Origin of the sequence: Pseudomonas sp. B111 (assembly GCF_026428275.1) — a bacterium.
GTDB lineage: Bacteria > Pseudomonadota > Gammaproteobacteria > Pseudomonadales > Pseudomonadaceae > Pseudomonas > Pseudomonas aeruginosa.
Genome location: NZ_CP097857.1, coordinates 1007658 through 1033271 on the forward strand (window position 1 = coordinate 1007658; position 25614 = coordinate 1033271).

6 protein-coding genes and 3 pseudogenes are annotated in these 25614 nt (G+C 64.4%); all 9 read right to left on the bottom strand.

Annotation, left to right across the window (positions count from 1 at the left end):
- Positions 1-100: 100 nt before the first annotated feature.
- A pseudogene (locus M6E97_RS04700) lies at positions 101-499 on the bottom strand (hypothetical protein); the annotation flags it as partial.
- Between the two features lie 187 nt (positions 500-686).
- Positions 687-1142, bottom strand: coding sequence for a DUF6911 family protein (locus M6E97_RS04705; RefSeq protein WP_123794459.1), 456 nt, complete (start codon positions 1140-1142; stop codon positions 687-689).
- A gap of 1175 nt (positions 1143-2317) precedes the next feature.
- Positions 2318-6379 (bottom strand): annotated as a pseudogene (locus M6E97_RS04710) (DUF637 domain-containing protein); the annotation flags it as partial.
- 143 nt (positions 6380-6522) lie between these two features.
- The gene (locus M6E97_RS04715) at positions 6523-7503 is read right to left on the bottom strand and encodes an IS5-like element ISPst7 family transposase (protein ID WP_014595514.1); all 981 of its coding nucleotides are present in this window, start codon (positions 7501-7503) and stop codon (positions 6523-6525) included.
- A 66-nt stretch (positions 7504-7569) separates the two neighbouring features.
- Positions 7570-19125: pseudogene (gene tpsA1 / locus M6E97_RS04720) on the bottom strand (two-partner secretion system exoprotein TpsA1); the annotation flags it as partial.
- Positions 19126-19237: 112 nt separating this feature from the next.
- Positions 19238-20935, bottom strand: coding sequence for a two-partner secretion system transporter TpsB1 (tpsB1, locus tag M6E97_RS04725; protein WP_014603856.1), 1698 nt, complete (start codon positions 20933-20935; stop codon positions 19238-19240).
- Between the two features lie 312 nt (positions 20936-21247).
- Positions 21248-21772, bottom strand: a complete 525-nt coding sequence (locus M6E97_RS04730) for a hypothetical protein (protein WP_003120098.1) — start codon at positions 21770-21772, stop codon at positions 21248-21250.
- Positions 21773-21818: 46 nt separating this feature from the next.
- A complete protein-coding gene (locus M6E97_RS04735) occupies positions 21819-22967 on the bottom strand; it encodes a PepSY-associated TM helix domain-containing protein (RefSeq protein WP_019486300.1) in 1149 nt (382 codons plus the stop codon).
- A gap of 117 nt (positions 22968-23084) precedes the next feature.
- Positions 23085-25547, bottom strand: coding sequence for a ferrioxamine receptor FoxA (gene foxA / locus M6E97_RS04740; protein WP_023091724.1), 2463 nt, complete (start codon positions 25545-25547; stop codon positions 23085-23087).
- Between the last annotated feature and the right edge of the window lie 67 nt (positions 25548-25614).

Genomic DNA, 25614 nt, shown 5'->3' on the forward strand with positions numbered 1-25614 from the left:
CGACTGGCCTCGTAAGGCAGTCTGCCTTCACCTATTTTCGCACCCAACTTCTTGTTTAAATTTGCTGCTTGAGAGCTAAGAAACGTATCAACCCCACCGAGTTCAGGAAGTTTTTGAACTCCTTTTGCCCCCCACCCAGCCGACCCAAGTCCCCCACTGCCCCGAGCTGCGAACTCATACTACCGGAAACAGGTGACTCCGCAATCGCGTTGACCAGGTTCTTGGCTGCTGTTGGCAGCTTGGCGGTTATCTGCGCGCCACCTTTTACTGCCGTCAGAACGCCAACAAGTTCCGCAGCGAACCTACCGCCCTCGACACCAGCTGTGACCGAACCTTGCCAGCCGGCATCCTCGTATGCCTGAGTCAAGAATGCGGCGCGCTCCTCCAGCCCCTTGAGGTAGTTATCGCCAAATTGCTGCCGGAACTCTGGCGAAGTGGCCAACTGCTCCAGAGCTGCATAGGTTTCCCTCCAGTTCTTGACCAGCTCATAAACACCGAAAAATAAATCTGTCCCCTTTATTCGGACTGTCCCCTTTATTCACTGATAATTCGGTAAAACCACTCGCCCTTGCCTAGGCATCGCGGAGCCTCCTTACGGCGTCTGCGCTGGAGCCTCCCTGCTTAGAAAATTAGAGTAGGGAAAATAAATCTGTCCCCTTTATGCTGTCCCCTTTATGCTCTTGTGGTCATGGCTTGGGGTTCCAGGGCGAACGCATTTGAGCCAGACCTACATCCAGGCCACCTGTTTCATAAAGCTCTTTAAAGACCGCTTCAGCTATTGAAATATCTGCACACACAGTTCTAGAGTCGAATTCATCATCACCAAACCTTACGACTCCTCTGAAAGGAGAATCCCCAAACTCCCACCATTCAAGATACTCTTCTTTAGGGTTAGGTGAACTTGTTAGAACTGCCAATTTGAACCTCCCTGGTAAAGAGTCCATCGAGAGCTCTCTAACCAGGGAACTCTGGGGCTCATTTACCGAGAGCCTGACAAATCCGCCAAATTTGTATACTTTTCTAATACCTTCAGAAATACTCTCCCAAACAGGATTTTCGACAATTACCGCAGGGGGAGAATTTGACCTATCCAAATAGCAAAGCTCTAGACAGATAGGTTTCTCATCTTCAAGATCAAACATTATTTCCACCCTTCTATTCCGCGAGTCCAAGTAAAAATTTTGCCACTTTCTGCTTCAACAAGCTTCAAACTATTCAATCCCGAACGATCAGCTGCGGCTAAAATATTATTAGAAGATCGACAGAACGAACACACTCGCTCTCCGCGTACAATTATTGCCATATCCTGCCCCTTTGTTATGCCTGCATCGAATGCCCGTTGAATAACCGCGATTTCAGCATGAGCGTTTGCCATAGAAGAGTTAGGACTGCCAAGTGGAAGCAAATCCGCAATAAGAGTTGGCTTATTTTCGGCAACCATTGCAGGGCGTGCCGTCTGATTAGTATCAACCAACACTTTTCCTCCAACGCTTCCCTCCGCTGTAACCGTAACTGGAGCCTTCGCACCTGGCAAAGTAGTTCCGATTAAAGCATCCCTCGCCTGAGCAGCACGTAATTCATTGTATAAACCTTCTTTAGCTATTACAGAAGTAGCCGGTACTTCTGCCGGTACTGTTCCCTTCGCCGCTTGAAGTGCCTTCAAACGATCCAATGCATTGGTAGCTTTTTCAACCGTTTTGGGACCGACTCCAGCCACCCCAGCACCCAGCATAGCCAGGACCGCTTTGAATTCCTCTGCTGTGCCTCCGGTCTGACGGACATACTCTAGGGTAGCTTGATCGGCAGATACACGGTTACTGGGGATGAACGCAATGCCGATAGCACCGGCTATACCGTTGTACTGAGCGTTCCGCAAACTTTCCATCAGATCGACATTGAGCTGTTCTTCCGCGCTCAAGCGGTTGGCGATCTGGACACAAGACGTTAGGTTGGCCCGGCAGAGCTCTGGGAATGCCTTGTTTCGTTGTTCATCCAAGTCGGCATAGTGTTCACGGATCGGCTGCTCGCAGTTCTGATCACCTCCGCACGCCTTGATCTTATTGGCCATCTCCTCCATTTCTTCATGGAAGAGATAGTTGTTAAGGGTCGCCTGCTGCGCCACCCAGCCAGCCTTCTCCTGTGCCTTTTCGTCTCCGCCAGCAGCTGCCGCGACCGTCATGCCAATCAGGTTCGAGGTCATGCCCAACAGTTTTTCGTGCTGCTCACCAGGGAAAATTTTCTCCCCGAAAGCCGCTACCACCGCTTCGTTGGCACCCGCCGCCAAGGCTCCAGTACGGAAGTCTCCACCTGCCGCTTCGGCCATCAGACCACCGACCAAGGCGTGGACCGCCACCTTAGTCGGTATACCGGTACCCGTCAGGGCATCACCCACCTCGTTGTAGATAGCCCCGGAAACAGCATCCGCAATCATGTCGATAGCGGCTTGTCCGAGGTTGTCCTTGAAACTGCCACCCCGGGTGACGGTCTTCAGTGCGGCATTGACGGACAGCTGCAAACCAATGTTTTGCGGAGAGTAGCCCGCACTGACCCCTGCGGCAGCGTAGTTTTTCAGGGCATCACTGGAGGTCACGTCTTTGGCAACCGCTCCCAAATCACCTCGGTTGTTGATGGTGCTGATGGCGGTTTGGGAGGCGGCGGATGTCGCCGCGGCAGTGAGGGCAATGTTCGCCCAGCCTGCTGAGGTGGCCGCAGTCGTAGCTGTGGCGGCCGTACCAGCAGCCATCGCGGTCCCTGATCCAGCGGTGGCACCAGCAGCACTACCAATCGCCGCACTAGCAGCACCGGCAGTGAGATAAGTCACGACGATGGCAACGGCCAGTTGCGCTCCGACTCCCAACCCCGAATGGCTGTACTTGAAGCTGTCATGTACTTCCCGGACTTTGCGCCAGTCGACGTCGCCCTGTTTTTCGGCCTCCCGCAACCAGGCGAGGCTCGGATCGGCCTTGACCATGACATCGATGGTCTGGCTCACGGTCTTCTGGTCGATGTGCTTGAGGTCGATCTTCAGCCCTTCCACGGCCTTGATCGCCAGGTTGCCCTGGGCGACGAGCTGGCTCTGGCGTACGGTTTCGTCGGTCTGGCCCTTGCCCTTCGACGACTGCCACGCCAGGTCGCCCTTGCTCTTCTCGTGGCTCTCCTGGTGCAGGTCCTTCACCGCGTCGAAGGTCACCGCGCCGCCGCTGACGATGGCCAGGTCGTTGCCCGATTCCAGCTTCGCGCCCTGGTAAGTCTGGTCGCCGCCATTGAGCAGGGTGAGGTCGCCGCCGCTGGATATTTGGCTGCCCACTGCCGTCACATCGGTGATTTCGTCGCGCCGCGTCTTCTTGCTACCGAAGCTGCCTTTGCTCTTCTTGTCGTAGAGGTAGTAACTGCTGTCGTTGGCGGCCAGCAGCTCCAGCTTGTCGCCGGCCACCAGGTAGGCTTCGTCGCCGGCGCTGGCCTGGCTCGCGACCAGCCGCAGGTCCTGTCCGGCATTGATCGCCAGGTCGCCGCCAGCGTCCACGCGAGTGGCCTGCTGGGTGATCTTGTCGTCCTGGAAAGTGACCTTCTTGGTCTTGCCATAGGCATGCTCTTCGTTGGCAGCCGCGACCAGGCCCACATCGCGACCCGCCTCGAATGTCACGTCGCGACGAGCGTCGATGCGGCTGCCCACGACGCTGATATCGCGTCCGGCGCTGACGCTGATATCGCGCCCCGCCACGACCTCGGCGCCCATCTGGGTCGTCTGGGTCTGGTATGCCTGGCTTCCTGCCGTCCAGCCCCGCTCCGCTACCGCAGCCGAAACCAGGACATCCCTGCCGCCTTGCAAGGCGAGGTCGCCCTTGCTGTCGATGACACCGCCAATATTGGCTACATCGCGTCCTGCCGAAACGGTCAGCTTCTGCGCAGCCTCGATACGCGCGGCGCTATCGGCAAATGCCTCAGTGGTACCGGTTCCCCTGTAGGAGGACTGGTGCTGGGTCACCGTCCGTTCATTGATGACGTCTCCGGTAAGGGCGGAGAGGTTTACCTCGCGCCCGGCAATGATGCCGCCCTGGTCATTGCGGATGGAGCCGCTGGCCAGCAGGTCGAGGCGGTTGCCGGCCTCGATCAGGCCGCTGTTGTCGATGTTGCCGGCTGTCGCGCTGAGGTCGTTCTGCGCGCGCAGGGTACCGGCGTTCCTCAGGTCCCCGCCGGTGATCAGGTTCACGTCGCGCCCCTGGATCAGCGCGCCGTTCGGGCCCAACCGCCCCTCGGCCTGGGCCAGGTAGACCACGGGGGCGAGGACCTTCTCGCCATTCACCTCGACTTCTTCCAGCCAAACGATGTCGTGGGTCAGCGCGGCCACCTGGGCGGCGCTGAGGGTGACGCCAGGGGTCAGTCCCAATACGTCCTTGCTGGCGATGGCGTTGTCCATCAGATAGCGGAACATCGCTTCGTCGCTGTTCAATCCGGCGATGAAGCGCTGCCCCGTACGCTGGACGATCGCTTCGCGTACCAGGCGCTGCTCGTATAGACCGTCGCCCAGGCGCTTCTTGCTGTCATCCGGATTGATACCCAGGCCACCGAGCAGGTAGTCCGAGTTGAGGAACTGCTTCAGCTCGGTGAGCGCCGGGTTGCTCTCGATCAGATACTTGTGGCTGTTGCTCGGTGTGGCATTGCTGGGCACGCCCTCAACGCGCGCAACCGACGGCAGGGTTTGCAACGCTGGCTGCCCAACCGGAGGCTCGGCAAGAACGGCGCTCCGCTCTTCGAGGCGAGGCAGGCTGCCCTGAGCCCTAACGGCCGAAGGCAGTGCCTGCACCGACGACTGCTCAGCCGGCAGATCGGCAAGGATGCTGCCATTGCCACCTGGACTGGAAACTACCCCCTCTACACGCACTGTCGAAGGCGAGGCCTGGACCGTCGCCTGCGCACCCTGCCAATTGGCGAGAATAGTTCCATTCCCATCGTGACCGGGCGCTGTGCCTTGAATACGATCAGCCGCGGGAAGGCTTGAGAACGAGGGTAGACCACCGCGCAGATCGGCGAGGATGACGCCATTGCCGCTGTGACCCGATGCATTGCCCTCGACGAGTCCACCCAGTCCCGTGGTCGCCTGGTGCTCACCGGCCTGGAAACGGCCAGTGTTTCCCCCGTCGCCCGAGATTGGCGCGGAAGCCCGTAGCGCATCGATAGCCTCAGCTACCCGGCCTTGATAGGCGGAACCGGTAAGCGAGGTGACCCGATCATCGCCGACACGACGCGCCTGGGTACTCCAGCCACTTGCGTCACTGCCTGCCTGTGCGGATACAGATACGCCATGGCCGCTCTGGGTGAGATCGCTGGCGGATTTCAGAGCACCACTTGCCTGGTTCACCTGGGCTCCTTGGGACGCCAGGCGGAAGAGCCCATTCTGGCCTTGAGGCAGGCTGAAGCCCGGCAAGGTGAGAGGATTGATCTGTTGCCTTGCCAAATCCGCTGGCAGTTGACTCTTCAGAGTCACTACGGCGCTCGTCGTGCTTGAAACAGCTATGTCCTGATGAGGTAACTGGGTTTCCTGAACGGCCTGAAATCCCTGTAGGACAGAGTTATTGAAACTCTCCGCAGCATTCACCGTTACACGACCGCCAGCTTGCACGACAGCACCAACCGTTGAGTTCGCCCCTTTGTTAATCGTCAACTCATCGAGAGGAGCCAATCCCTTAAGTAGATCTGGAATAGCATCCGTTTTTTTCGATGAATAATTCGGCGCCGGTATTCGTCCAATAGCCTTATTCCAGCGATCTGTGCCCGGATACTCAACATCTAAGGTACCGAAGTACAGGTGCCAACCCGGCCCACCATTTTTCCCGTTTCCATGAATGACCTCCAGCGGAGAGACTTTTTCATTAAAATTCTTGTCGAAATAATGAATATTCGGAAGTCTCCCCCCTGTGCTCGCATATCCCTCCCCATAACTGGGATCGTTGACAGCGTTATACGCCAATATGCGCATAAGCAATTCTTCGCCAAATTTACTCGGCGGCGAATAAACGCCCCTGACCGCATATTCCCCTAACGCATAACCTTTGTTTTCGAAATTACTCAGAGATAGCGTGGCGTCTCTTACAGCACTTATATTAGAAGCAATATTCTGCAGGCTTGCACCTACAACAAGCAGATCTCGACCAGCCGTAATTGAAGCAGCGGCAGAAGACTCTCCCAATGTAGACTTATATTCCCTGATCCAGACAAGCTCGCTCGAAGACCTAGTTTTTCCCCACCTCTCAGAAAGCTGACACCCCGTACAGCGGACGCCAATAGCGCTATTCTGCAAGTCACCTTCAATCTCTAGGGTTTCCCTTCTATTGAGAAGTGAACTCACGGAGAAACGCATATCACCTGTGCTCTCTAAGGATGGTCTGAAGTAGCCATGCATTTCCGGCTGACTTCAGCCTCCGCCGATTTTGAAAGCGGCAAACCGATCAAAAACGATCAGATAACCAGCTCATTTCGGTGTTTCTAGCCGCCGAGAACACCTCGCGGCGGCCATTTCCTGCATTACAGGCGCACCTCTCCTGCATTGGTCAGCAAATGTCGGCGTGCCATCCACAGGTTCGACAACGCGAACAGCGTCACCAGTTGCGCAGTATTCTTGGCCAAGCCACGGAAGCGCGTCTTCACATAACCGAACTGCCGCTTGATCACCCTAAACGGGTGCTCAACCTTGGCCCGTACCTGAGCCTTGGCTTTCTCGATCTTGCGTCTGGCTTTGTACAGCGCGCTGCTCTTGCCCAGCTTTTTGTAAGTGCTGCGCCGTGCTGCCACCTGCCAAATCACTTCGCGGCCATCATGCTCGGCACGCTTCTCGACGCCGGTATAACCCGCATCGGCGCAGACCACGTTTTCCTCGCCATGCAGCAACTTGTCGACCTGGGTGACGTCCGCCACGTTAGCCGCCGTACCTACCACGCTATGCACCAGGCCCGATTCGTCATCGACGCCGATGTGGGCCTTCATGCCAAAGTAATACTGGTTGCCCTTCTTGGTCTGGTGCATCTCTGGGTCGCGCTTGCCGTCTTTGTTCTTGGTCGAACTCGGCGCATTGATCAGCGTGGCATCGACGATGGTGCCTTGGCGCAGCGACAGGCCACGGTCACCCAGGTAGCCATTGATCACGGCCAGGATGCCAGCAGCCAGTTCGTGTTTCTCCAGCAGGCGACGGAAGTTGAGGATGGTGGTTTCGTCGGGGATACGCTCCAGGCTCAGCCCCGCGAACTGCCGCAGGATGGTGGTCTCGTACAGTGCCTCCTCCATCGCTGGATCGCTATAACCGAACCAGTTTTGCATTAGATGAACCCGCAGCATTGCCATCAACGGGTACGCCGGACGGCCACCTTCACCCTTGGGGTAATGCGGCTCGATCAGGGCAATCAACCCCTTCCACGGCACCACCCGATCCATCTCGATCAGGAACAGCTCTTTGCGGGTCTGCTTGCGCTTGCCGGCGTACTCGGCATCGGCGAAGGTCATCTGCTTCATCAGAAAACTCGGTGGGTGGCGTTCGGCTATTTTGCCAAAATCAGAAAGTCTTTTTCAGACTGTCCCTAAATTCCCGGAAATGTTCTCCAAGCGATTTGCCCAGCCCCCCGCATCGTCGCGGGCGATATCCAGCCTGCCGAGGCTGTACACATCCCCGTAGAGGTTGGTGATGTCGCCGGCGCGCAGGGTCATGTCGGCGCCACTGAACAGCAACCCGCGCTCGTTGAGCAGGGCGGGCGCGTTCAATCGCAGGTTGCCGCCGCCGCCCAGGGTGCCGTAGTTGTTCAGGCTCGCGGCGCTGGCCACGAGGTCGCCGGCAGCGGTGATCCGCCCACGGTTGACCAGCAGGTTGCCGGCGCCAAGCGTGACATTGGCGCCGCCGGCGAGGCTGGCGGCATTGCCGAGGTCGAGGCTGGCGGCGTTCAGGGCGAAGTCGCCGAGGCTGGTGGCGCGGCCGTTGCCACGGTAGCCGCCGCTCAGGTCGAGTCGCAAGCTGCCGTCGCTGGCCAGCAGGCCGTCGTTGCTCCAGTCGCCGCCGCGGCCAGTGAAGGACTGCACCGCCAGCAGCTTGCCCTCGGCCGTCTGGCGGAAGGTGCCGATGTCCAGATTCAGGCGTCCGGCTTGCAGCACGCTGCTGTTGGTCCATTCGCTGGCGCGGATGTCCAGCAGGCCATTGGTGGTCAGTTCCCCGCCGGCGCGGATCACCTGCGCGGAATCCAGGCCGAAGGTGCCATTGCCGGTGTGGAGGATGCGCCCGCCGGCGTTGGCCAGGCTGCCCAGTTGCAGGTCGAGGTCCTGGTTGGCGCTTTCCAGCACGCCGTAGGCGTTGTTCAGGCCGCCAGCGACCAGCCGCGTGCTGCCGCTGCGGCCGAGGGCGCGCAGGCTGCCGCCGCTGTTGTCGATCGCGGCGGCGCGCAGGTGCAGCTCGCTTTCGCTTTCCAACTGGCCGAAGCGGTTGGCCAGCGCGCCGGCCAGGCTGAAGTCGATGCGCCCGGCGCCGACCTTGCCGCCCTGGCCCGCCGCCGCGCCCTGGTTGAGGAAGCGCTGGCCGTCGAGGCTGAGCAGGCCGCTGGCGTAGAGGCCGCCGCCCTGGTTGTCGAAGTCGGCGGTGACGATGCGGTTGTCGCCGCCCAGCGCCGAGAGATGGCCCTGCTGGTTGCGTACGCCTTGCCCGGCGCGAATCTCCAGCGACTGCGCCTGGGTGACGCCGGCGCTGTTGTCGAACAGCCCGGTGACCAGCTTCAGCCAACCCTTGGCGCTGTTGAGCACGCCGCCGGCGCCGTTGTCGAGGCTGCCGCTCTGCAGGTCGAGGTTGCCGGCCCGGCTGTCCAGGCGGCCGCCCTGGTTGTCCAGCGCGCCGCCGATACGCAGCCGGTTGTCACCCTGGGCCTGGAGCGTGCCCTGGCGGTTGTCCAGGCTGCCGGCCTGCACCTCGAGGGCGCCGGCCTGGCTGAAGATCAGGCCGTCCTGCTGGTTGCGCAGGGCGCCGCCGACCAGGCGCAGGCTCATGTCGGCCTGGCTGGCGAGGGTGCCGGAGGCGCTGTTGTCGAGGCTGCCGGCGCTGATCTCCAGCAGCCCCTGGCTGACCAGCTTGCCGCCGCGGTTGTCGACGCTGGCGCTGCGCAGCAGCAGGTCGCCGCCGCTGGCCAGGCGCGCCGCGCCGGTGTTGACCAGGGCGCCGCCGAGGATGGCGTCGAGCCGGCCCTGGCTGATCAACTGGCCGTCGCTGTTATCCAGGCTGGCGCCCTTGAGCAGCAGGCTGCCGCCGTTGATCCGGCCGCCGGCGTTGTTCAGCAGCGTATCGTCGCGCTCGAAGCTCAGCGCGCGCTGCGCCGAGACCAGGCCGCCCTGGCCGTTGTCCAGCTTCCCGGCGATGCTCAGGGTCACGTCGCTTTCGCCGGAGACGATGCCCTGGGCGTTATCCAGGCTGGCGGCGTCGATCCGTTGCGCGCCCTTGCTGACCAGCGCGCCCTGGCCGTGGTTGTCCAGCGCGCCGCCGAGGCTGATGGCCAGCTCGCCGTCCTTGCTCGAAAGGGTGCCGCCGGCGCTGTTGTCCAGGCTCCCGCCTGTCACCGTCAGGCCCTGCCATCCGGAGAGCAGGCCGGCGCCGGCGTTGCCCAGCGCGTCGGCGTCCAGGCGCAGTTTCCCGGCGCTGATGATGCGCCCCTGCTGGCCGTTGTCGATGCGCCTGGCCAGCAGCTCGAAGCCCTGCTGGCTGGAAATCTCGCCGCCCTGGCGGTTGTCGAGGACGTTCAGCCGCTCGATGCTCAGCGGGCCGCGGGCACTGATCAGGCCGCCCTGGTTGTCCAGGTCGCCACCCCGCAGGTCGAGACTGACGCCGCGCTCGCCGACCAGCCGGCCCTGGCGTTGCACCAGGCGCTCGACCGTCAGGCGCAGGTCGCCCCGGGCGGAGATTTCGCCGCCGTCGGCGGAATCGACGCGCCCTGCCGTCAGTTCCAGTTCGCCGTCGCTGGTGAGCAGGCCGCCACGGTTGTCCAGGTTGGCGGCGCTCAGGCGCAGCGACTGCTTGCCACTGAGGGCGCCGCCACGGTTGTCGAGGTCGGCGCTGCTGACGTCCAGCACGCCCTGGCTGATCAGTTGGCCACCCTCGGCGTTGTCCAGCGCACCAGTGACGACGCTCAGGCCGGCGTTGCCAGAGAGCAGGCCCTTGCCGCTGTTGTCCAGCGAGGCGCTGGCGAGCGTCAGGCGGGCGCCGGAGACGGTGCCTTCGGCGTGGTTGTCCAGCGCGCCATCGACGCGCAGGTCGATGCCGGCGCGGCTGGCCAGGGTGCCCTTGGCGCTGTTGTCCAGGCGAGCGGCCGCGATGTCCAGGCCGGCGGCGCCGGAGATCACCCCGGCCAGGCTGTTGTCCAGGGCCTGGGCGATGCGCAGGGTCAGGCTGTCGGCGCCGATCAGGCGCCCGCCGCGGTTGTCCAGGCTGGCGGCGGCGAGGGTGAAGGCGCGGTCGCTGGAGATTTCCCCGCCGGCGCCGTTGTCCACCGCGCCGAGCTGGCGCAGCAGCAGCGCGCCGGGCGTGGCGATCAGGCCGCCGTCGCGGTTGACCAGCGTGCCGCCATTGAGGTCGAGGGTGACGCCGGTTTCGCTGACCAGAACGCCGCCTCCGCGCTGGTCGAGGCCTTTCAGGTTGGCGTCGAGCAGGCCCTTGGCGCTGATCCGGCCCTGCTGGCCGTTGTCCAGCCGGGCGGCCACCAGGGTGATGCCGGCGTTGCTGCCGATGCCGCCGTTGCGGCTGTTGTCCAGCACGCCGGTGCGGATATCCACCGCACCCTTGGCGCTGATCACGCCGGAACGGCTGTTGTCGAGGCTGGCGCCCTTCAGCGTCACGCCGGCATCGCTGAGCAGCCTGCCGCCCTGGTTGTCCAGCGCGGCCTGGCTGGTCAGCGCCAGCGCACCGGCGCTGGAGAAGGTCCCGCCACGGTTGTCCAGGCGCGCGGCGCGCGCCGTCAGGCTGCCTTCGCTGACCAGCGCGCCGCCCTGGTTGTGCAGCACGCCGCCGAGGCTCACGCTCAGGCTGTTCTGGCTGTCGAGCCGACCGCCGTCGCCGTTGAACAGTTCGCCGCCGTCCAGGCTCAGGCCGTCGCGCCCGGCCAGCACCCCCTTGGCCTGGTTCAGCAGGCGCTGCACGGTGAGGCGCAGGCCGCTGTCGCCGATGACCTTGCCGCCGCGGTTGTCCAGTTGCTCGCGGGCGTTCACGGCGACCTTCGAGGTGCTGGAAATCTCGCCGGCGCGGTTGTCGACCTGCCGCGCCTCGATAGCGATGCCGCCATTCGCGGCGATCAGCCCGGACTGGCTGTTGTCGAGCGTGTCGGCGCGAAGGTCCAGGCTCCCCTGGCTGACCAGCTCGCCGCCTTGCTGGAGCAGCGTACCGACCGCCGCCTCCAGCACGCCTCTGGCGGCGATACGGCCTTGGTTGCCGTTGCTCACCTGGTCGGCTACAAGCTCCAGGCGGCCTTCACTCACCAGGCTGCCTTGTTCGGCGTTGTCCAGGCTGGTCACGCTGATACGGGCATCGCCCTTGCTGCCGATGGTTCCCGCACGGTTGTCCAAGACCTGAGACTCGATGGCCAGTCCGTCGGTCGCCAGGACCTGCCCCTTGAGACTGTTGTCCAGTGCCTTGGCGATGCGCAGGGTCAAAGCTTCGCTGCTGATCAGCCGCCCGCCCTGATTGTTCAGTGTGTTGGCGGCGAGGGTGAAAGCACGGTCGCTGGATATCTCTCCGCCGACGCTGTTGTCCACCATGCCGAGTTGGCGCAGCAGGAGCGCGCCAGGCGTTGAAACCAGACCGAGGTCGTGGTTGTCCAGGGTGCCACCGTTGAGGTCGAGGGTGACACCGCGCTCGCCGACCAACGAGCCTCCCCCCTGCTGAAGCAACCCTTTCAGGTTGGCGTCGAGCGTACCCTTGGTGCTGATCCGTCCTTCCCGGCCGTTGTCGACCAACCCGGCGACCAGGGTGACGCCCGTATTGCCGCCTATGGATCCCTTCTGACTGTTGTTCAGGGCTCCGGTACGAATGGCCACAGCCCCTTTCGCACTGACCAGGCCCGCACGGCTGTTGTCGAAGCCAGTGCTGTTCAGGGTGGCTCCAGCATCGGTCACCAACCTGCCACCCTGGTTGTTCAACTCGCCCCGGCTGGTAACGAGCAGGCTACCCGCACTGGAGAAAGTCCCCGCCTGGTTATTGACCTGGTCGGCCTTCACTGTCAGCGACCCTTCGCTGACCAGTGCACCGCTCCCCTGGTTGTCCAATGCACCACTGAGCGTTACATCCACCTGGCGTTGGCTGCTGAGCAGGCCGCCATCGCCATTGAGCAGTTCCGCGCCGTCCAGGTGCAATCCATCGCGACTGGCGAGCACACCCTTGGCCTGGTTCAGCAGGCGCTGCACGGTTAGGCTCAGCTCACTGTCGCCGATCACCTTGCCCCCCCGGTTGTCCAGTTGTTCCCGGACAGCCAGAGCCACCTTGGCCACGCTGGATATTTCCCCACCGCGGTTATCGATCTGGCGTGCCTCGGCGGTGACCCCGCCATCGGCGCTCACCAGGCCGCCATTGCGGTTATCCAGGCTATCGGCGTCGAGAGTCAGCGTCCCCTGACTGGCCAGTTCTCCACCCTGCTGCTCCAGGGTGCCAACCGTGACCTGCAGATCGCCCTTCGCGGCAATGCGCCCCTTGGCGCTGCTCACCTGCTTGGCGGTCAGATCCAGGGCGCCTTCGCTGACCACGCGGCCTGCCTCGTTCTCCAGGCGGTTCACCCCGATGTGTGTATCGCCCTTGCTACCAACGATGCCGCTATGGTTGTCGAAGACGAGTGCAGCGACATCCAGCCCTCCGCTTGCGGAAAGAACGCCTTGGAGGCTGTTGTCCAGTGCCTGGGCGATGCGCAGGGTCAGGGAGTCGCCGCTGATCACGCGGCCACCCCGGTTGCTCAGCGCGGTCGCGGCGAGGGTAAAGCTTCGATCGCTGGAGATCTCGCCACCGCCACTGTTGTCCACGACACCCAGTTGCCGCAGCAGCAAGGCTCCAGGCGTGGCGATCAGGCCCTGAGCACGGTTGACCAGTTCTCCCCCGCGCAGATCGAGCGCGATGGCCGTATCGCTGACCAGCCTGCCGCTGCCCTGCTGATCCAGCCCCTTCAGGTTGGCATCGATCGCACCCTTGGCAGTGATCCGGCCGTTCTGGCTGTTGTCCACCAGGTCCGCGACCAGCGCGAGCCCGGCACCGCTGCCTATGCCGCCCTTCTGGCTATTGTTGAGGCTGCCAGTACGGATCTCCGCGGCCCCCTTGGCGCTGACGATGCCGCCCTGGCTGTTGTCGAGGCTGGCGCTGCGCAGGACGGCACCGGCGTCGGTGACCACCCTGCCCCCCTGGTTGTTCAACGCACCCTGGCTGGAAAGCGACAGGGTCCCGGCGCTGGAGACTGCACCGCCCTGGTTGTCCAGCCGACCGCTCTTCACGCTCAGGCGTCCCTGGCTGCTCAAGCTGCCCGCCTGATTGCCCAATACGCCGTCCAGAATGACGTCGATGCTTTGCTGGCTGCTGAGCAGGCCGCCGTTGCCATTGAACAGTTCGGCGCCATTCAGGCGCAGCCCATCACGACTGGCGAGTACCCCGCCGTCCTGGTTGAGTACCCGTGGCGCGGCGAGGCGAAGTCCGCTATCGCCGATGGCCTTGCCGCCTCGGTTGTCCAACTGCTCGGCGACGTCCAGTGTCACCTGGCCCGGGCTGGCGATTTCGCCCGCACGGTTGTCGATCCTCCGGGCGGAAACGGTCAGGTTGCCATCAGCACTGACCAGACCGCCGCTGCGGTTGTCGAGGCTATCGGCCTCGAGCATCAGCGCACCCTCGCTGCTCAATTCGCCACCCGCCTGGTTAAAGGCTGTCACGCTGGCGTGCAGGTCACCCCTGGCCGCGATCCGTCCCCTGACACTGTTCGCTCGCTCGGCAGTCAGTTTCAGACGACCTTCGCTAAGCAGGTCGCCGTCATCGTTTTCCAAACGGGACACGTCGATATCGACGGCGCCCTTGCTGCCGATGGAGCCACTGCGGTTGTCCAGGGCAAGCGCCCGGATATCCAGGCCTCCGGTGCCGGAGAGAACACCTTCGAGGCTGTTGTCCAGAGCCTGGGCGATGCGCAACGTCAGTACACCGCCGCTGCGCAGGCGGCCACCCTGGTTGGTCAGCGCGGAGGTGATGAGTGTGAAGGCTCGGTCGCTGGAAATTTCCCCGCCGCTGTTGTCCACCATGCCGAGTTGGCGCAGGAGCAAGGTTCCAGGCGTGGCGATCAGGCCCTGAGCGCCATTGGCCAGGGTTCCCTCGTTCAGGTCGAGTATGATGCCGGCATTACTGACCAGCCGCCCTTTGCCCTGCTGATCGAGTCCCTTGATATTTGCGTCGATCATGCCTTTGGCAGTGATCCGGCCTTCCTGGCTGTTATCCACCTCAGTAGCAATCAGGCCGAGCCCGTCATTACTGCCAAGATTGCCTTTCTGGCTGTTGTTCAGAACCCCGGTATGGATCTCCGCCGCAGCGTTGGCACTGATGATCCCTGATCGGCTGTTATCCAGGCTGGCGCTGGTCAGGCGCAGGCTGGAGTCCGTCACCAACTTGCCGCCACGGTTGTCCACCGCCTCCTGGCTGCTCAGTCTCAGCGCACCGGCGCTGGACAGAGTGGCGTCCTGGTTGTGTATGCGCCCGGCGCTCACCGTCAGGGTACCGTCACTGAGCAGCGCGCCCTTGCCCTGATTGTCCAGCACGCCGTCCAGAGTGACCTCTATATGTCTCTGACTGCTGAGCAGTCCGGCATTGCCATTGAACAATTCGGTACCACTCAGGCGCAGCCCATCGCGGCTGGCGATTACTCCCTTGTCCTGGTTGAGCACGCGTGACGCGGTGATGCCCAGACCACTGTCAGCAACGACTTTGCCGCCACGGTTGTCCAGTTGCTCAGTGAGATTCAGCGTCGCCACGCCCTGGCTGGCAATCTCGCCGGCACGGTTGTCCACCTGCCGGGCATCGATGACCACACCTCGGTTGCCGGCGATGCGACCAGCGCCGTTGTCGACTTTGTCGGCGTCGAGGGCCAGCGCGCCCTGAGTCGTCAGCTCTCCCCCGTTCTGCACCAGCGCACCGAGTTTGGCACGCAGATCATCCTTGGCGACGATACGCCCCTTGGAATTGTTCGCCTCATCGGCCGCCAGCTTCAGGCCGCGTTCGGCGATCAGCGTGCCAGCGTCGTTTTCCAGGCGGGTCACACCGATATCGATGGCGCCCTTGCTGCCGATGGAGCCACTACGGTTGTCCAGGACGAATGCCTGGATATCCAGACCTCCGGCGCCGGAGACAATCCCCTCGAGGCTGTTGTCCAGGGCCTGCGCGATACGCAAGGTGAGGGCTCCGCCGCTGAGCAGGCGTCCCCCCTGGTTGTTCAACGCGGAGGTGGCAAGAGTGAACGCGCGGTCGCTGGAGATTTCCCCACCGCTGTTGTCCACCACGCCGAGTTGGCGCAGGAGCAAGATGCCAGGCGTGGCGATCAGGCCTTGAGCGCGATTGACCAGGCTTCCCTTGTTCAGATCGAGCGTGATACCGGTATCGCTGACCAGGTTGCCCCTGTCATGCTGGTCCAACCCTTGGAGATCCGCATCGATCGCACCTTTGGCAGCGATCCGGCCCGCCTGGCTGTTGTCTACCCGAGCGGCGACCAGGGTGAGTCCCGCATCGCTGCCGATACTGGCTTTCCGGCTGTTGTTCAGGTTGCCGGTACGAATCTCCACGGCCCCCTTGCCACTGATCGCACCGGCCTGGCTGTTGTCGAGGCTGGCGCTGCTCAAGCTAAGTCCGGCGTCGCTCGCCAGTCTGCCGCCCTGATTGTTCAGGGCGCCCTGGCTGGTCACTGCCAATGCCCCTGCGCTGGATAGCGTACCGCCCTGGTTGTCGAGCCGGGCTGACTTCACCGTCAGGAAGCCCCGGCTGTCCAGGCTGCCGGCCTGGTTATCGAACGCACCGGCCAGGGAGACGTCGATACCCTTCTGGCTGGACAGCAGGCCCCCCGCGCCGTTGAACAACTCCGTAGCACTCAGGCGCAGCCCATCGCGGCTGGCGAGTACCCCCTTGTCCTGGTTGAGCACGTGCGGCGCGGTGATGCCCAGACCACTGTCACCGACGATCTTGCCGCCACGGTTGTCCAGCTGCTCAGTGAGGTTCAGCGCCACCACGCCCTGGCTGGCAATCTCGCCGACGCTGTTGTCCACCTGCCGGGCCGTGATGTCCACGCCCTGGTTGCCAGCGATACGGCCAGCGTTATTGTTTAGGATGCCCAGGTCGAGAGTCAGCGAGTCCTGACTGGTCAGTTCTCCTCCCTTCTGGCTCAGCGTGCCAACCTTGGCATGCAGGCTACCATTGGCGGCGATACGCCCCTTGGAACTGTTCGCCTCATCGGCTACCAGCTTCAGGCCGCGTTCGGCGATCAGTGTGCCAGCGTCGTTTTCCAGGCGGGTCACACCGATATCGATGGCGCCCTTGCTGCCGATGGAGCCACTACGGTTGTCCAGGACGAATGCCTGGATATCCAGACCTCCAGCACCGGAGACAATCCCCTCGAGGCTGTTGTCCAGGGCCTGCGCGATACGCAAGGTCAGGGCTCCGCCGCTGAGCAGGCGTCCCCCCTGGTTGTTCAACGCGGAGGTGGCAAGAGTGAACGCGCGGTCGCTGGAGATTTCCCCACCGCTGTTGTCCACCACGCCGAGTTGGCGCAGGAGCAAGGTGCCAGGCGTGGCGATCAGGCCTTGAGCGCGATTGACCAGGCTTCCCTTGTTCAGATCGAGCGTGATGCCGGTATCGCTGACCAGGTTGCCCCTGTCATGCTGGTCCAGCCCTTGGAGATCCGCATCGATCACACCCTTGGCGGCGATCCGGCCCGCCTGGCTGTTGTCTACCCGAGCGGCGACCAGGGTGAGTCCCGCATCGCTGCCGATACTGGCTTTCCGGCTGTTGTTCAGGTTGCCGGTACGAATCTCCACGGCCCCCTTGCCACTGATCGCACCGGCCTGGCTGTTGTCGAGGCTGGCGCTGCTCAAGCTAAGTCCGGCGTCGCTCGCCAGTCTGCCGCCCTGATTGTTCAGGGCGCCCTGGCTGGTCACTGCCAATGCCCCTGCGCTGGATAGCGTACCGCCCTGGTTGTCGAGCCAGGCTGACTTCACCGTCAGGAAGCCCCGGCTGTCCAGGCTGCCGGCCTGGTTATCGAACGCACCGGCCAGGGAGACGTCGATACCCTTCTGGCTGGACAGCAGGCCTCCCCCGCCGTTGAACAACTCCGTAGCGCTCAGGCGCAGCCCATCGCGGCTGGCGAGTACCCCCTTGTCCTGGTTGAGCATGCGTGGCGTTGTGATGTCCAGGCCACTGTCACCAACGATCTTGCCACCGCGGTTGTCCAACTGTTCGCGAGCGCTCGCCACCACCCTCGACGTGCTGGAGATATCGCCCGCTCGGTTGTCGATCAACCGAGAGCTCAAGTCGAGATCCTGGCCGGCGACAATGCGACCGCTGCGATTATCGAGCCGATCCGCCTTCAAGAGCGTACGGCGCTCGCTGACCAGCTTGCCGCCCACACTGTTGTCCAGACGAGCGACCTCGATGTCCATGTCTCCCTTGCTGGAAAGGAGACCGGCACTGCGATTGTCCAGTGCGGCAGCCTGGACCTGCAGCTCGTTCAGACCGACGACCTGGCCGCCACGGTTGTCGAGATCGCCACGGGTCTTGACCACGGCGCGGTCCCGGCTCTGCAACAGGCCGTCCTGGCGGTTGTCCAGGCTGCTCGCCTCGACCCGCAGTTCGCCCTCGGCGAGCAGCTTGCCGCCACGGTTGTCCAGGTGCCCGGCGTCGACCCGGACGGTCGCCCCCTTCAGGCTGCCGCCCTGGTTGTCCAGCGCCTGGCTCGCCTTCGCTTCCAGCGCGCGGCTGGCCACCAGGCTGCCGGCGTTGCGCAGGGTGCCGCTGCGCAGCTCGAGGTCGCCGCGCGCGTTGCGCCGCTCGTCTGGCTCGACGCCGGCTTCGATCACCCCGGCGTTGTCGATATGCGCCGCCTCCAGCGCGATGCGTTCGCGCGCCGCCAGGCTCTGCCGGTTGACCAGTTCCTCCGCGCTGCGAATCTCGGCGCTGCCACCGGCGTAGGTCTTGCCGTTCAGCTCCACGGCCTGGGCCGCGATCTTCAGGTCGCCCTGGCTGGAGGCCTGGGCCAGGCTCAGCTTGCCGCTGGCGTCGATGCGGATGTCGCCGCCGCTGGCGGCCATGTCGCCGGCCAGCTTCACCCCCACGCCCTGCTCGGTGCCGACCAGGCGGATCGCCCCGGCGTACATCCCGCCCAGCGCCGAGCTGTCGATCGCCAGCTGTGGCTTCTCGCTGCCATCGGCGGCGCGCGGCGTGGCCTGCAGGCTGTCGGCCTGGACGTCGTTGCGGCCGGTGACGATGTTGAGGTTCTTCGCGTAGAGCTTGGCGTTGAGCTTGGCGCTGCGGGTGATCAGGTCGAACTGTTCGAGGTTGCCGACGTTCAGTTCGGCGCCTTCGACGACGATGTCGCCGCCGTCCACCTGGAAGCGCTCCAGGCGCTGGCCGTCCATGATCGGCTTGCCGGTGGTGAGGGTCGCGCGCGGCGTGTTGATGAAGCCGCAGCCCTGGCAGGTGATGCCGTGCGGGTTGGCGACGATCACCCGCGCCGACTGCCCGGCCACCTCGGTGTAGCCGGCCAGGGTGCTGCGGTTGCCGCCGGTGACCTGGTTGAGGATCACCTGCGCCGCCTGGCCCTTGAGGTTGGGGTTGCCGAGGATGATCCCGCCGAGCTGGGTACCCTGGGTCTTGCCGGTGGCGTTGTTGAGGATCAGCCCGTTGGCGCCGACGTTGTAGTCGCGGAAATGGTTGTTCGACAGCCCGGCGCCGTTGGGCGTGGCGATATTGACGACGGGCACGCCGTTGCCCGCCTGGCCCAGGCCGGTGTTGCCGCCGGCGGCCTTGTCCAGCGCCAGCCCCGCCGCCGCGGCGACGATCGGGTTGAGGAACAGGATGCCGGCCAGGGACAGGGCGATGCACTGGTTCAGCGGGCTGCGGATGTCCATATCGTTACTCCTTGGCGGGTAGGGGCCCGGCGAGGTTAAGCAAGGTTTTCCAAGGAAAGGGCCTCGATGCAGGTAGGCGCTTTCCTAAAGCGTTCAGGAGGTCGCCGCGTCTTCAGAAGAACGCGTCGACCCGGAAATAGATCGGGTGCTCGCGCCGCTCGATGGCGCTGGGCCGCTCCAGCGAGCGGGCGAAGCCGACGCTGGCGGCGAAATAGCGGCCGCGGGCATCCAGTTCGATGGCGTTGCCGCTCATGCGCCCGCTGGCACCGTCGTTGTAGCGGTCGTGGCGGATCACGCCGACGTCGTAGGCGAAGGCCACGCCGTATTCCTGCAGCCAGGGCCGCAGCGGCGCCCATTCCACCGCGCGCCGCCAGCGCAACTGGTTGCGCCAGTAGCCGCCGCTGTCGCCGGTCAGGGTCTGGTCCTTGAAGCCGCGCACCGAGCTGTTGCCGCCGAGGCTGATGCGCTGCGGGCTGAACAGCACGTCCTCGCTCCTTTGCCCGGTGGCCAGGCTGTCGAAGCTGAAGCGCTCGCCCCATAGCTGGAACGGCTGCAGGTAGCTGAGGGTCAGGCTGTACTTGTCGTAGCGCGCATTCGGATCGCCCGCCTGCGGGTGGCCGCGACCCTGCGCGCCAAGGGCGCCGATGCCCTGCTGCCAGCCGAGGTCGAGGTTGACGAAGCCACTGCCGATCCGCCGGCCATGGTTGAAGCCGAGCTGGGTCTCGGTGATCCGCGTGCTCTGGTCTTCCAGGCGGGTGTCTTCGACATAGTTGTTGGTGCGCTGGTGGCTGAGCCCCAGGCTCATGGCGGTCTTGCTCACACCGTCGCGGTGCAGCACGCGTTCGGCGCGGAACTGGTGGCTGCGGCTGTCGCCATCGAGCTTGAAGGGGAAGCCGCTGGCCTCGTTGCGCGTGCGGTAGTCGCTCTGGCTGTAGCCGTAGGTGAAGGTCCACCAGCCCCAGGGCAGGCTGTAGAACAGGCTCTGGCTGTCGGAATGGCGCCAGCGGTCGGTCACCGCGTCGCGGTTGGCGCGCAGGTTGAGCTGGTCGGCCAGGCCCAGCGGGCTGTCCCAGTCCAGGCCCAGGCCCATCTGCTGCTCGCCGGTGCTGACGTCGCCGTCGTTGTTGCGCGTGGCGGAGACCCGCCAGGGCTTGTCGCGCTCGCCCTTGAGACGCACCCGGCTGCCGCCGACCTCGCTGCCGGGCACCAGCTCCAGTTGCGCCTGGCGCGACGGCAGGCGGCTCAACTGGTCGACCAGTTGCTCCAGTTCGCGCAGGTCGAGCAGCTCGCCGGTCCTGCCCGGAAAGCTCATCGCCAGTTCGCGCGGGCTGGCCAGCGCGGAGCTGTCCAGGCCCTCCAGGCGGCCTTCGACGACGATGATGCGCAGGGTCCCGGAGGCCAGGTCCTGCTGTGGCAGGTAGGCGCGGGTGGTGACGTAGCCGCGATCCAGGTAATGGTCGGTGACGGCCTTGAGCAGCGCATTGAGCTGGCCGACGCCCAGGCAGCGCCCCTGGTAGGGCGCCAGCAACTGGCGACGCGCGCTTTCGCCGAGGTGCCCGGCGCCTTCCAGCTCGATGCGGCGGATCTCGAAGCAGCGCTCGTCGTCGCCGGAGGCATCCGCAGCGGCGGGCGCTCCCTTGCCGGGCAGTTGCTGGAGTTCCTCCAGGCGCTTGCGCTGTTCGTCCAGCAGGCGCTGCTGGCGGTCGCGGATCAGGTCGCGGTCGCCGGGGGAGGTGAAGGGGGCGGCGCTGGCAAGCAGCGGCAGTAAAACCAAGCCAGCGACAACCGCTCGATAGCTAGAACGCAACATCCGATGTCCTGCGAGTTCCCTTCAATATCCACCGCATAGCTAAACGACATGGGCGTGTTGAGGGGGGATTAGTCCAAAAGTAGGAATGCTAATCCAAACAGGGACAGGAGGGAATGGCACTTTGCCTTCATTGCGTCGTCCTGGCTGTACGGACGTTTCAGGATCGATGCGATGTCGTCATTTTCGTAATGGGAAGGACCTATCGGTCTCCAGGCAGCGCTCGGCCGGGTTCTGGTGAGCTGATTATTTGCGCTCGTGGCCCGGCAGAAAGAAGCCCCGCCAAGGCGGGGCTGCTTTGACGCAGACTCGAATTCACTTCACCGGCAGGTCCTTGCCCCACAGGCGCACCGCCTTGATCCCTTCCGCGCCGCCTTCGAAGACGAAGGTCTGGCGGATGCCGGCCTTGGCCGGGACGGTGACGTCGTCGGGGTTGGCGAGGGCGACCAGGGCGTTGGAGTAGCCGTCGTTGTCGATCACCAGCAGCGCGCCGGTCTGGGTCAGGTTGATCAGGCGCACGGTGGCGTCGCTGTCGTTCTTGAAGCCGAGGGTGACGGCCAGTTGCTGGTCGCGCGGCTCGGTCTTGAGCACTTCGACCTGGCCGATCTCGGCGAAGCCGGCGTTGTCGGAGACCACCTTGGCGCCATCGGCGCCCTGGGCCGACTGGCGGCCGCTGGTGATGCCCTCGCTGACCCCGCCGAGGAGGTTCTTGCCGGTCTCGATGGCCGAGGACACCGCGGCCTTGGCCGCATCCTTGACCGAGCTGCCCTCCTCCGCGGCCACGGCGCTGCCGGCGGCCAGGGGCAGGAGCAGTCCCAATGCGGCGATCCTTGCGTTCATTCGTCCATCCTCTGGTGGTGTGGGAGGCAGCCAGACTAACAGCCGTCTAGCGGCCGTTCCAGTGGCGCGCCCGGCGCTTGCGCCACCAGATGTAGACACCGGTCAGCGACAGCCCGGCGATGGCCAGGCCGAGGGCGGCGATGGCGATGCGTCCCGGCAGGCCGGCGATGCGCCCGCCGTGGATCGGGTACTGCAAGCGGTAGAAACGCTCTCCCCAACTGCCCTGCCCGGCGACTTCCTGGCCGAGCAGGCGGCCGTCGCTGCCGTGGAAGAACAGCCAGGACTTGCCCATGGGGTCGTCGTGGTCGCCGAAGCCGGCGCCGAAGAAGTTGTATTCGAAGCTGTAGTACAGCTCGCCGATCGGCTCGGCGATGCCCAGCCGCGCCGCTTCGGCGCTGGCCAACTGGAAGGTGCGGTCGTAGTCCAGGCGGGTTTCCCCCAGTTGCTCCCTGGGCAGCCGCCCGCGCGCCTCGTAGACGCTCGGTTCGATCGGCGAGAACAGCGATACCAGCGGCTTGAACACCTGGCTCGGCAGGTTCAGGGCGACGCTGCTCAGCGCCACCGGCGCCAGCAGCAGCCAGAGCCAGAGGCCGCCGGCGCGATGCAGGTCGAAGTTGAAGCGGTAGGCGTTGCCGCGCTTGATCTTCCAGGCGGTCGCCCACTTGCTCCAGAACGGCCGGCCGCGCGGCAGGGTCAGCCAGGCGCCGACGAAGCAGTCGAGGAACCAGAACATCGCCACCCCGCCCATCAGGTACAGGCCCCAGTTCCCCGGCAGGGTCAGGTTGTGGTGGAACTCCAGGACCCAGGGAACCAGGTTCGCCGGCTGGAAGCAACAGGCCGCCCAGAGGCGCTTGCCGACTTCCTCGCCGCTGACCGGGTCGAGGTAGAACACGTCGTGCTCGACCTTGGCGCCGGCCTCGCGCGGCACGGTGGCGAGCAACGCCGGATGCCCGCCCGCCTCGGGATACTCCATGTACCACACCAGTTGTCGCGGATAGCGTGACTCGACGCGTTGCACCAGGCTGCCCGGGGAAAGGCGCTCGCCGCCCTCGCCCACGGCGTAGAAGCCGGGGTTCAGCCATTCGTCGATTTCATGATGGAAGGCCAGCAGGCTGCCGGTGAGACCGGCGAGGAAAAGGAACAGCGCGGTAGCCAGACCGACATAGCGGTGCAGCAGGACCAGGACGGGGCGCATGGGGGCTCCAGGTAACCAGGGTACGGCCGGCGACGCCGGCGAATGCCCGGCGCGTACGTTGCGCGCCGGGCTGCTTGGCCGGTACCGCGGCGCTGGCGCCGGGGCCCGGGTGGACGGTCAGAACTGGTAGTTCACCGTCGCGGTCACGTTGCGCTTCTCGCCGAAGTAGCAGAAGTCCAGGCTGTAGCAGGACGCCACGTAGTCCTTGTCCAGCAGGTTGTTGGCATTGAGGCTGACGTCCAGGCCTTTCAGGCCGAGCTTGCCGAGGTCGTAGCCGATCCGCGCGTCGACCAGGGTGTAGTCCGGCACCCGCAAGGTGTTTTCCTTGTCCGCCCAGGTCTCGCCGACGTAGCGCGCGCCGCCGCCGATGCTCAGACCGCTGAGCGGGCCGGCGTCGAAGGCATAGTCGGCCCACAGCGAAGCCATGTGCTTGGGCGCCTGGTTCGGCGTATGGCCCTGGTTGCCGTCCAGCGACTTGGTGTAGGTGATGTCGGTGTAGGTGTAGCTGCCGAGCAGCTTCAGGTTGTCGCTGAGCTGGGTATGGGCCTCCAGTTCGAGCCCCTGGGAGCGCACTTCGCCGACCGAGGTGTAGAAGTTGTCCTGGGGCTCCTTGGAGGCGACGTTTTCCTGGGTGATATGGAACAGCGAGGCGGTGTAGAAGCTGTTGCTGCCCGGCGCCTGGAACTTCAGGCCGAGTTCCCACTGCTTGCCCTCGGTGGGCGCCAGGGGCGTGCCGGAGGCGTCTGAATAGGCGTTCGGGTTGAACGACTCGGAGTAGCTGACGTAGGGCGCCAGGCCGTTGTCGAACAGGTACAGCGCGCCGATCCGCCCGGTGAATTTCTCCCAGTCGTCGTCGGCCTTGCTGCCGGTGCTGCGGTTCTTGTCGGTGACGCTGACCCAGTCCTGGCGCAGGCCGAGCGAGAAGCGCCACTGGTCGATGTCGATCAGGTCCTGGAGGTAGACGCCGGTCTGCTCCAGGCGGCGGGTGTGGTTGTCGTCCGGGAAATAGCTGATGGCGTCGTCGCCGTAGATCGGGTTGAACGCGTCCAGCGCCGAGGCCGAGCCGGAACGCCAGTCGACCACAGTGCGCCGGCGCTGATAGTCGAGGCCGGTGAGCAGGGTGTGGCGCGCCGCGCCGGTGGCGAATTCGGCCTGCAGCATGTTGTCGACGATATACGCCTGCAGGTGCTCGCGGGCGCCGCTGAAGTAGCGGTTCAGCTTGTTCGGCTCGCTGGCGCTCCAGCCGTAGGCGTAGACCTGCGACAGGTCGACGTCGGAGTCCAGGTAGCGGAAGTTCTGCCGCGCCGACCAGACGTCGTCGATGCGGTGCTCCAGCTGGTAGCCGAACATCCGCTGGGTGCGGTCGAAGTCGTCCTTGCTCGGCTCGCCATCGAAGAACTCGCGGGAGATGTGCCGGCCGTTGTGGTGCGACAGGGTGCCGTCGGCCGGTACGCCGCCGTGGTAGCCCCCGTTGGGATCGTGTTGCAGGTAGCCTTGCAGGGTCAGGGTGGTGTCATCGCTGAAGTCGATGGCCAGGGTCGGGGCGATGGCGTAGCGCTCCTCCTTGACGTGATCGAACTGGGTGTCCGAGCCCTTGCCGAGACCGACCAGGCGGTAGGCGATGCGCTTCTCCTCGTCGAGCGGCCCGCTGAAATCGAAGCCCATCTCCTTCTGGCCCATGTTGCCGATGCTGCCGGTGATCTGGCGGTAGTCCTCGTACAACGGCTTCTTGCTGGTCAGCGCCACCAGGCCGCCCGGCAGGCTACGGCCGTAGAGCACCGAGGACGGGCCCTTGAGCACATCGATGCGTTCGAGGAAGTACGGGTCGACCTGCATCGAGCTGAAGGTACCGCTGTCGCCCATGGCCTTGAGGCCGTCGAGGTAGATGTTGTCCACGCTGTTGTCGGCGAAGCCGCGCATCACCACGTAGTCGTAGCGGTTGGAGGCGCCGACCTGGCCGGTGAAGATGCCGGGGGTATAGCGCATCGCCTGCTGCACGGTCTTGGAGGCGGTGTCGTCGATCTGCTCGCGGGTGATCACCGAGACGGTCTGGCTGGTTTCCAGCAGCGGCTTGCTGGTCTTGGTGGCGATCTGGCTATGGGTGGCCAGGTAGCCATCGGTGCTGCCCAGGTTGTTGCCGAGGGCGAAGACTTCCACCGCCTGCATGTTCAGCACGTCGCCGTCCTTTGCCGGCGCCTCGCGCAAGACGAAGCTGCCGTCGCCCTGGTCTTCCGCTTCCAGCGGGGTGTCGGCGAGCAGCCGGGCCAGGCCCTGCTGCACGGTGAAACTGCCGCGCAACCCCTGGGAGCTGTAGCCACCGGTCTGCGCCGGAGTGGCCGAGAGGGTGATGCCGGCTTCGCGGGCGAAGCGGTTGAGCACGTCACCCAACTGTCCGGCGGGGATCGCATAGGGCCGCGCCTGTTCCGCCGCCGCTTCGGCGGCCGAGGCGCAGAGCGGCGCCGCGCCGGCCGCCATGGCCAGCGACAGCAGGGCCGCGCGCACCGAACGGCTCAGGCGCGAGGCGCGGGGGAAATCGAGGGACGACGGGGCATTGCGGAGGACGACGGCGGTGGCGGTCATGAACGGGATCCGTTGGAGTCGTTGAAGGGTGTTCAATCGATAAAGCCGGACCAGTCGCGGAAAGCCG

What these genes read in the sequence shown, in the direction of transcription:
- M6E97_RS04705 (WP_123794459.1), bottom strand. Translation starts at nt 1,142, where the DNA reads ATGTTTGATCTTGAAGATGAGAAACCTATCTGTCTAGAGCTTTGCTAT.
- foxA (WP_023091724.1), bottom strand. Translation starts at nt 25,547, where the DNA reads ATGACCGCCACCGCCGTCGTCCTCCGCAATGCCCCGTCGTCCCTCGAT.
- M6E97_RS04735 (WP_019486300.1), bottom strand. Translation starts at nt 22,967, where the DNA reads ATGCGCCCCGTCCTGGTCCTGCTGCACCGCTATGTCGGTCTGGCTACC.
- M6E97_RS04715 (WP_014595514.1), bottom strand. Translation starts at nt 7,503, where the DNA reads ATGAAGCAGATGACCTTCGCCGATGCCGAGTACGCCGGCAAGCGCAAG.
- M6E97_RS04730 (WP_003120098.1), bottom strand. Translation starts at nt 21,772, where the DNA reads ATGAACGCAAGGATCGCCGCATTGGGACTGCTCCTGCCCCTGGCCGCC.
- tpsB1 (WP_014603856.1), bottom strand. Translation starts at nt 20,935, where the DNA reads ATGTTGCGTTCTAGCTATCGAGCGGTTGTCGCTGGCTTGGTTTTACTG.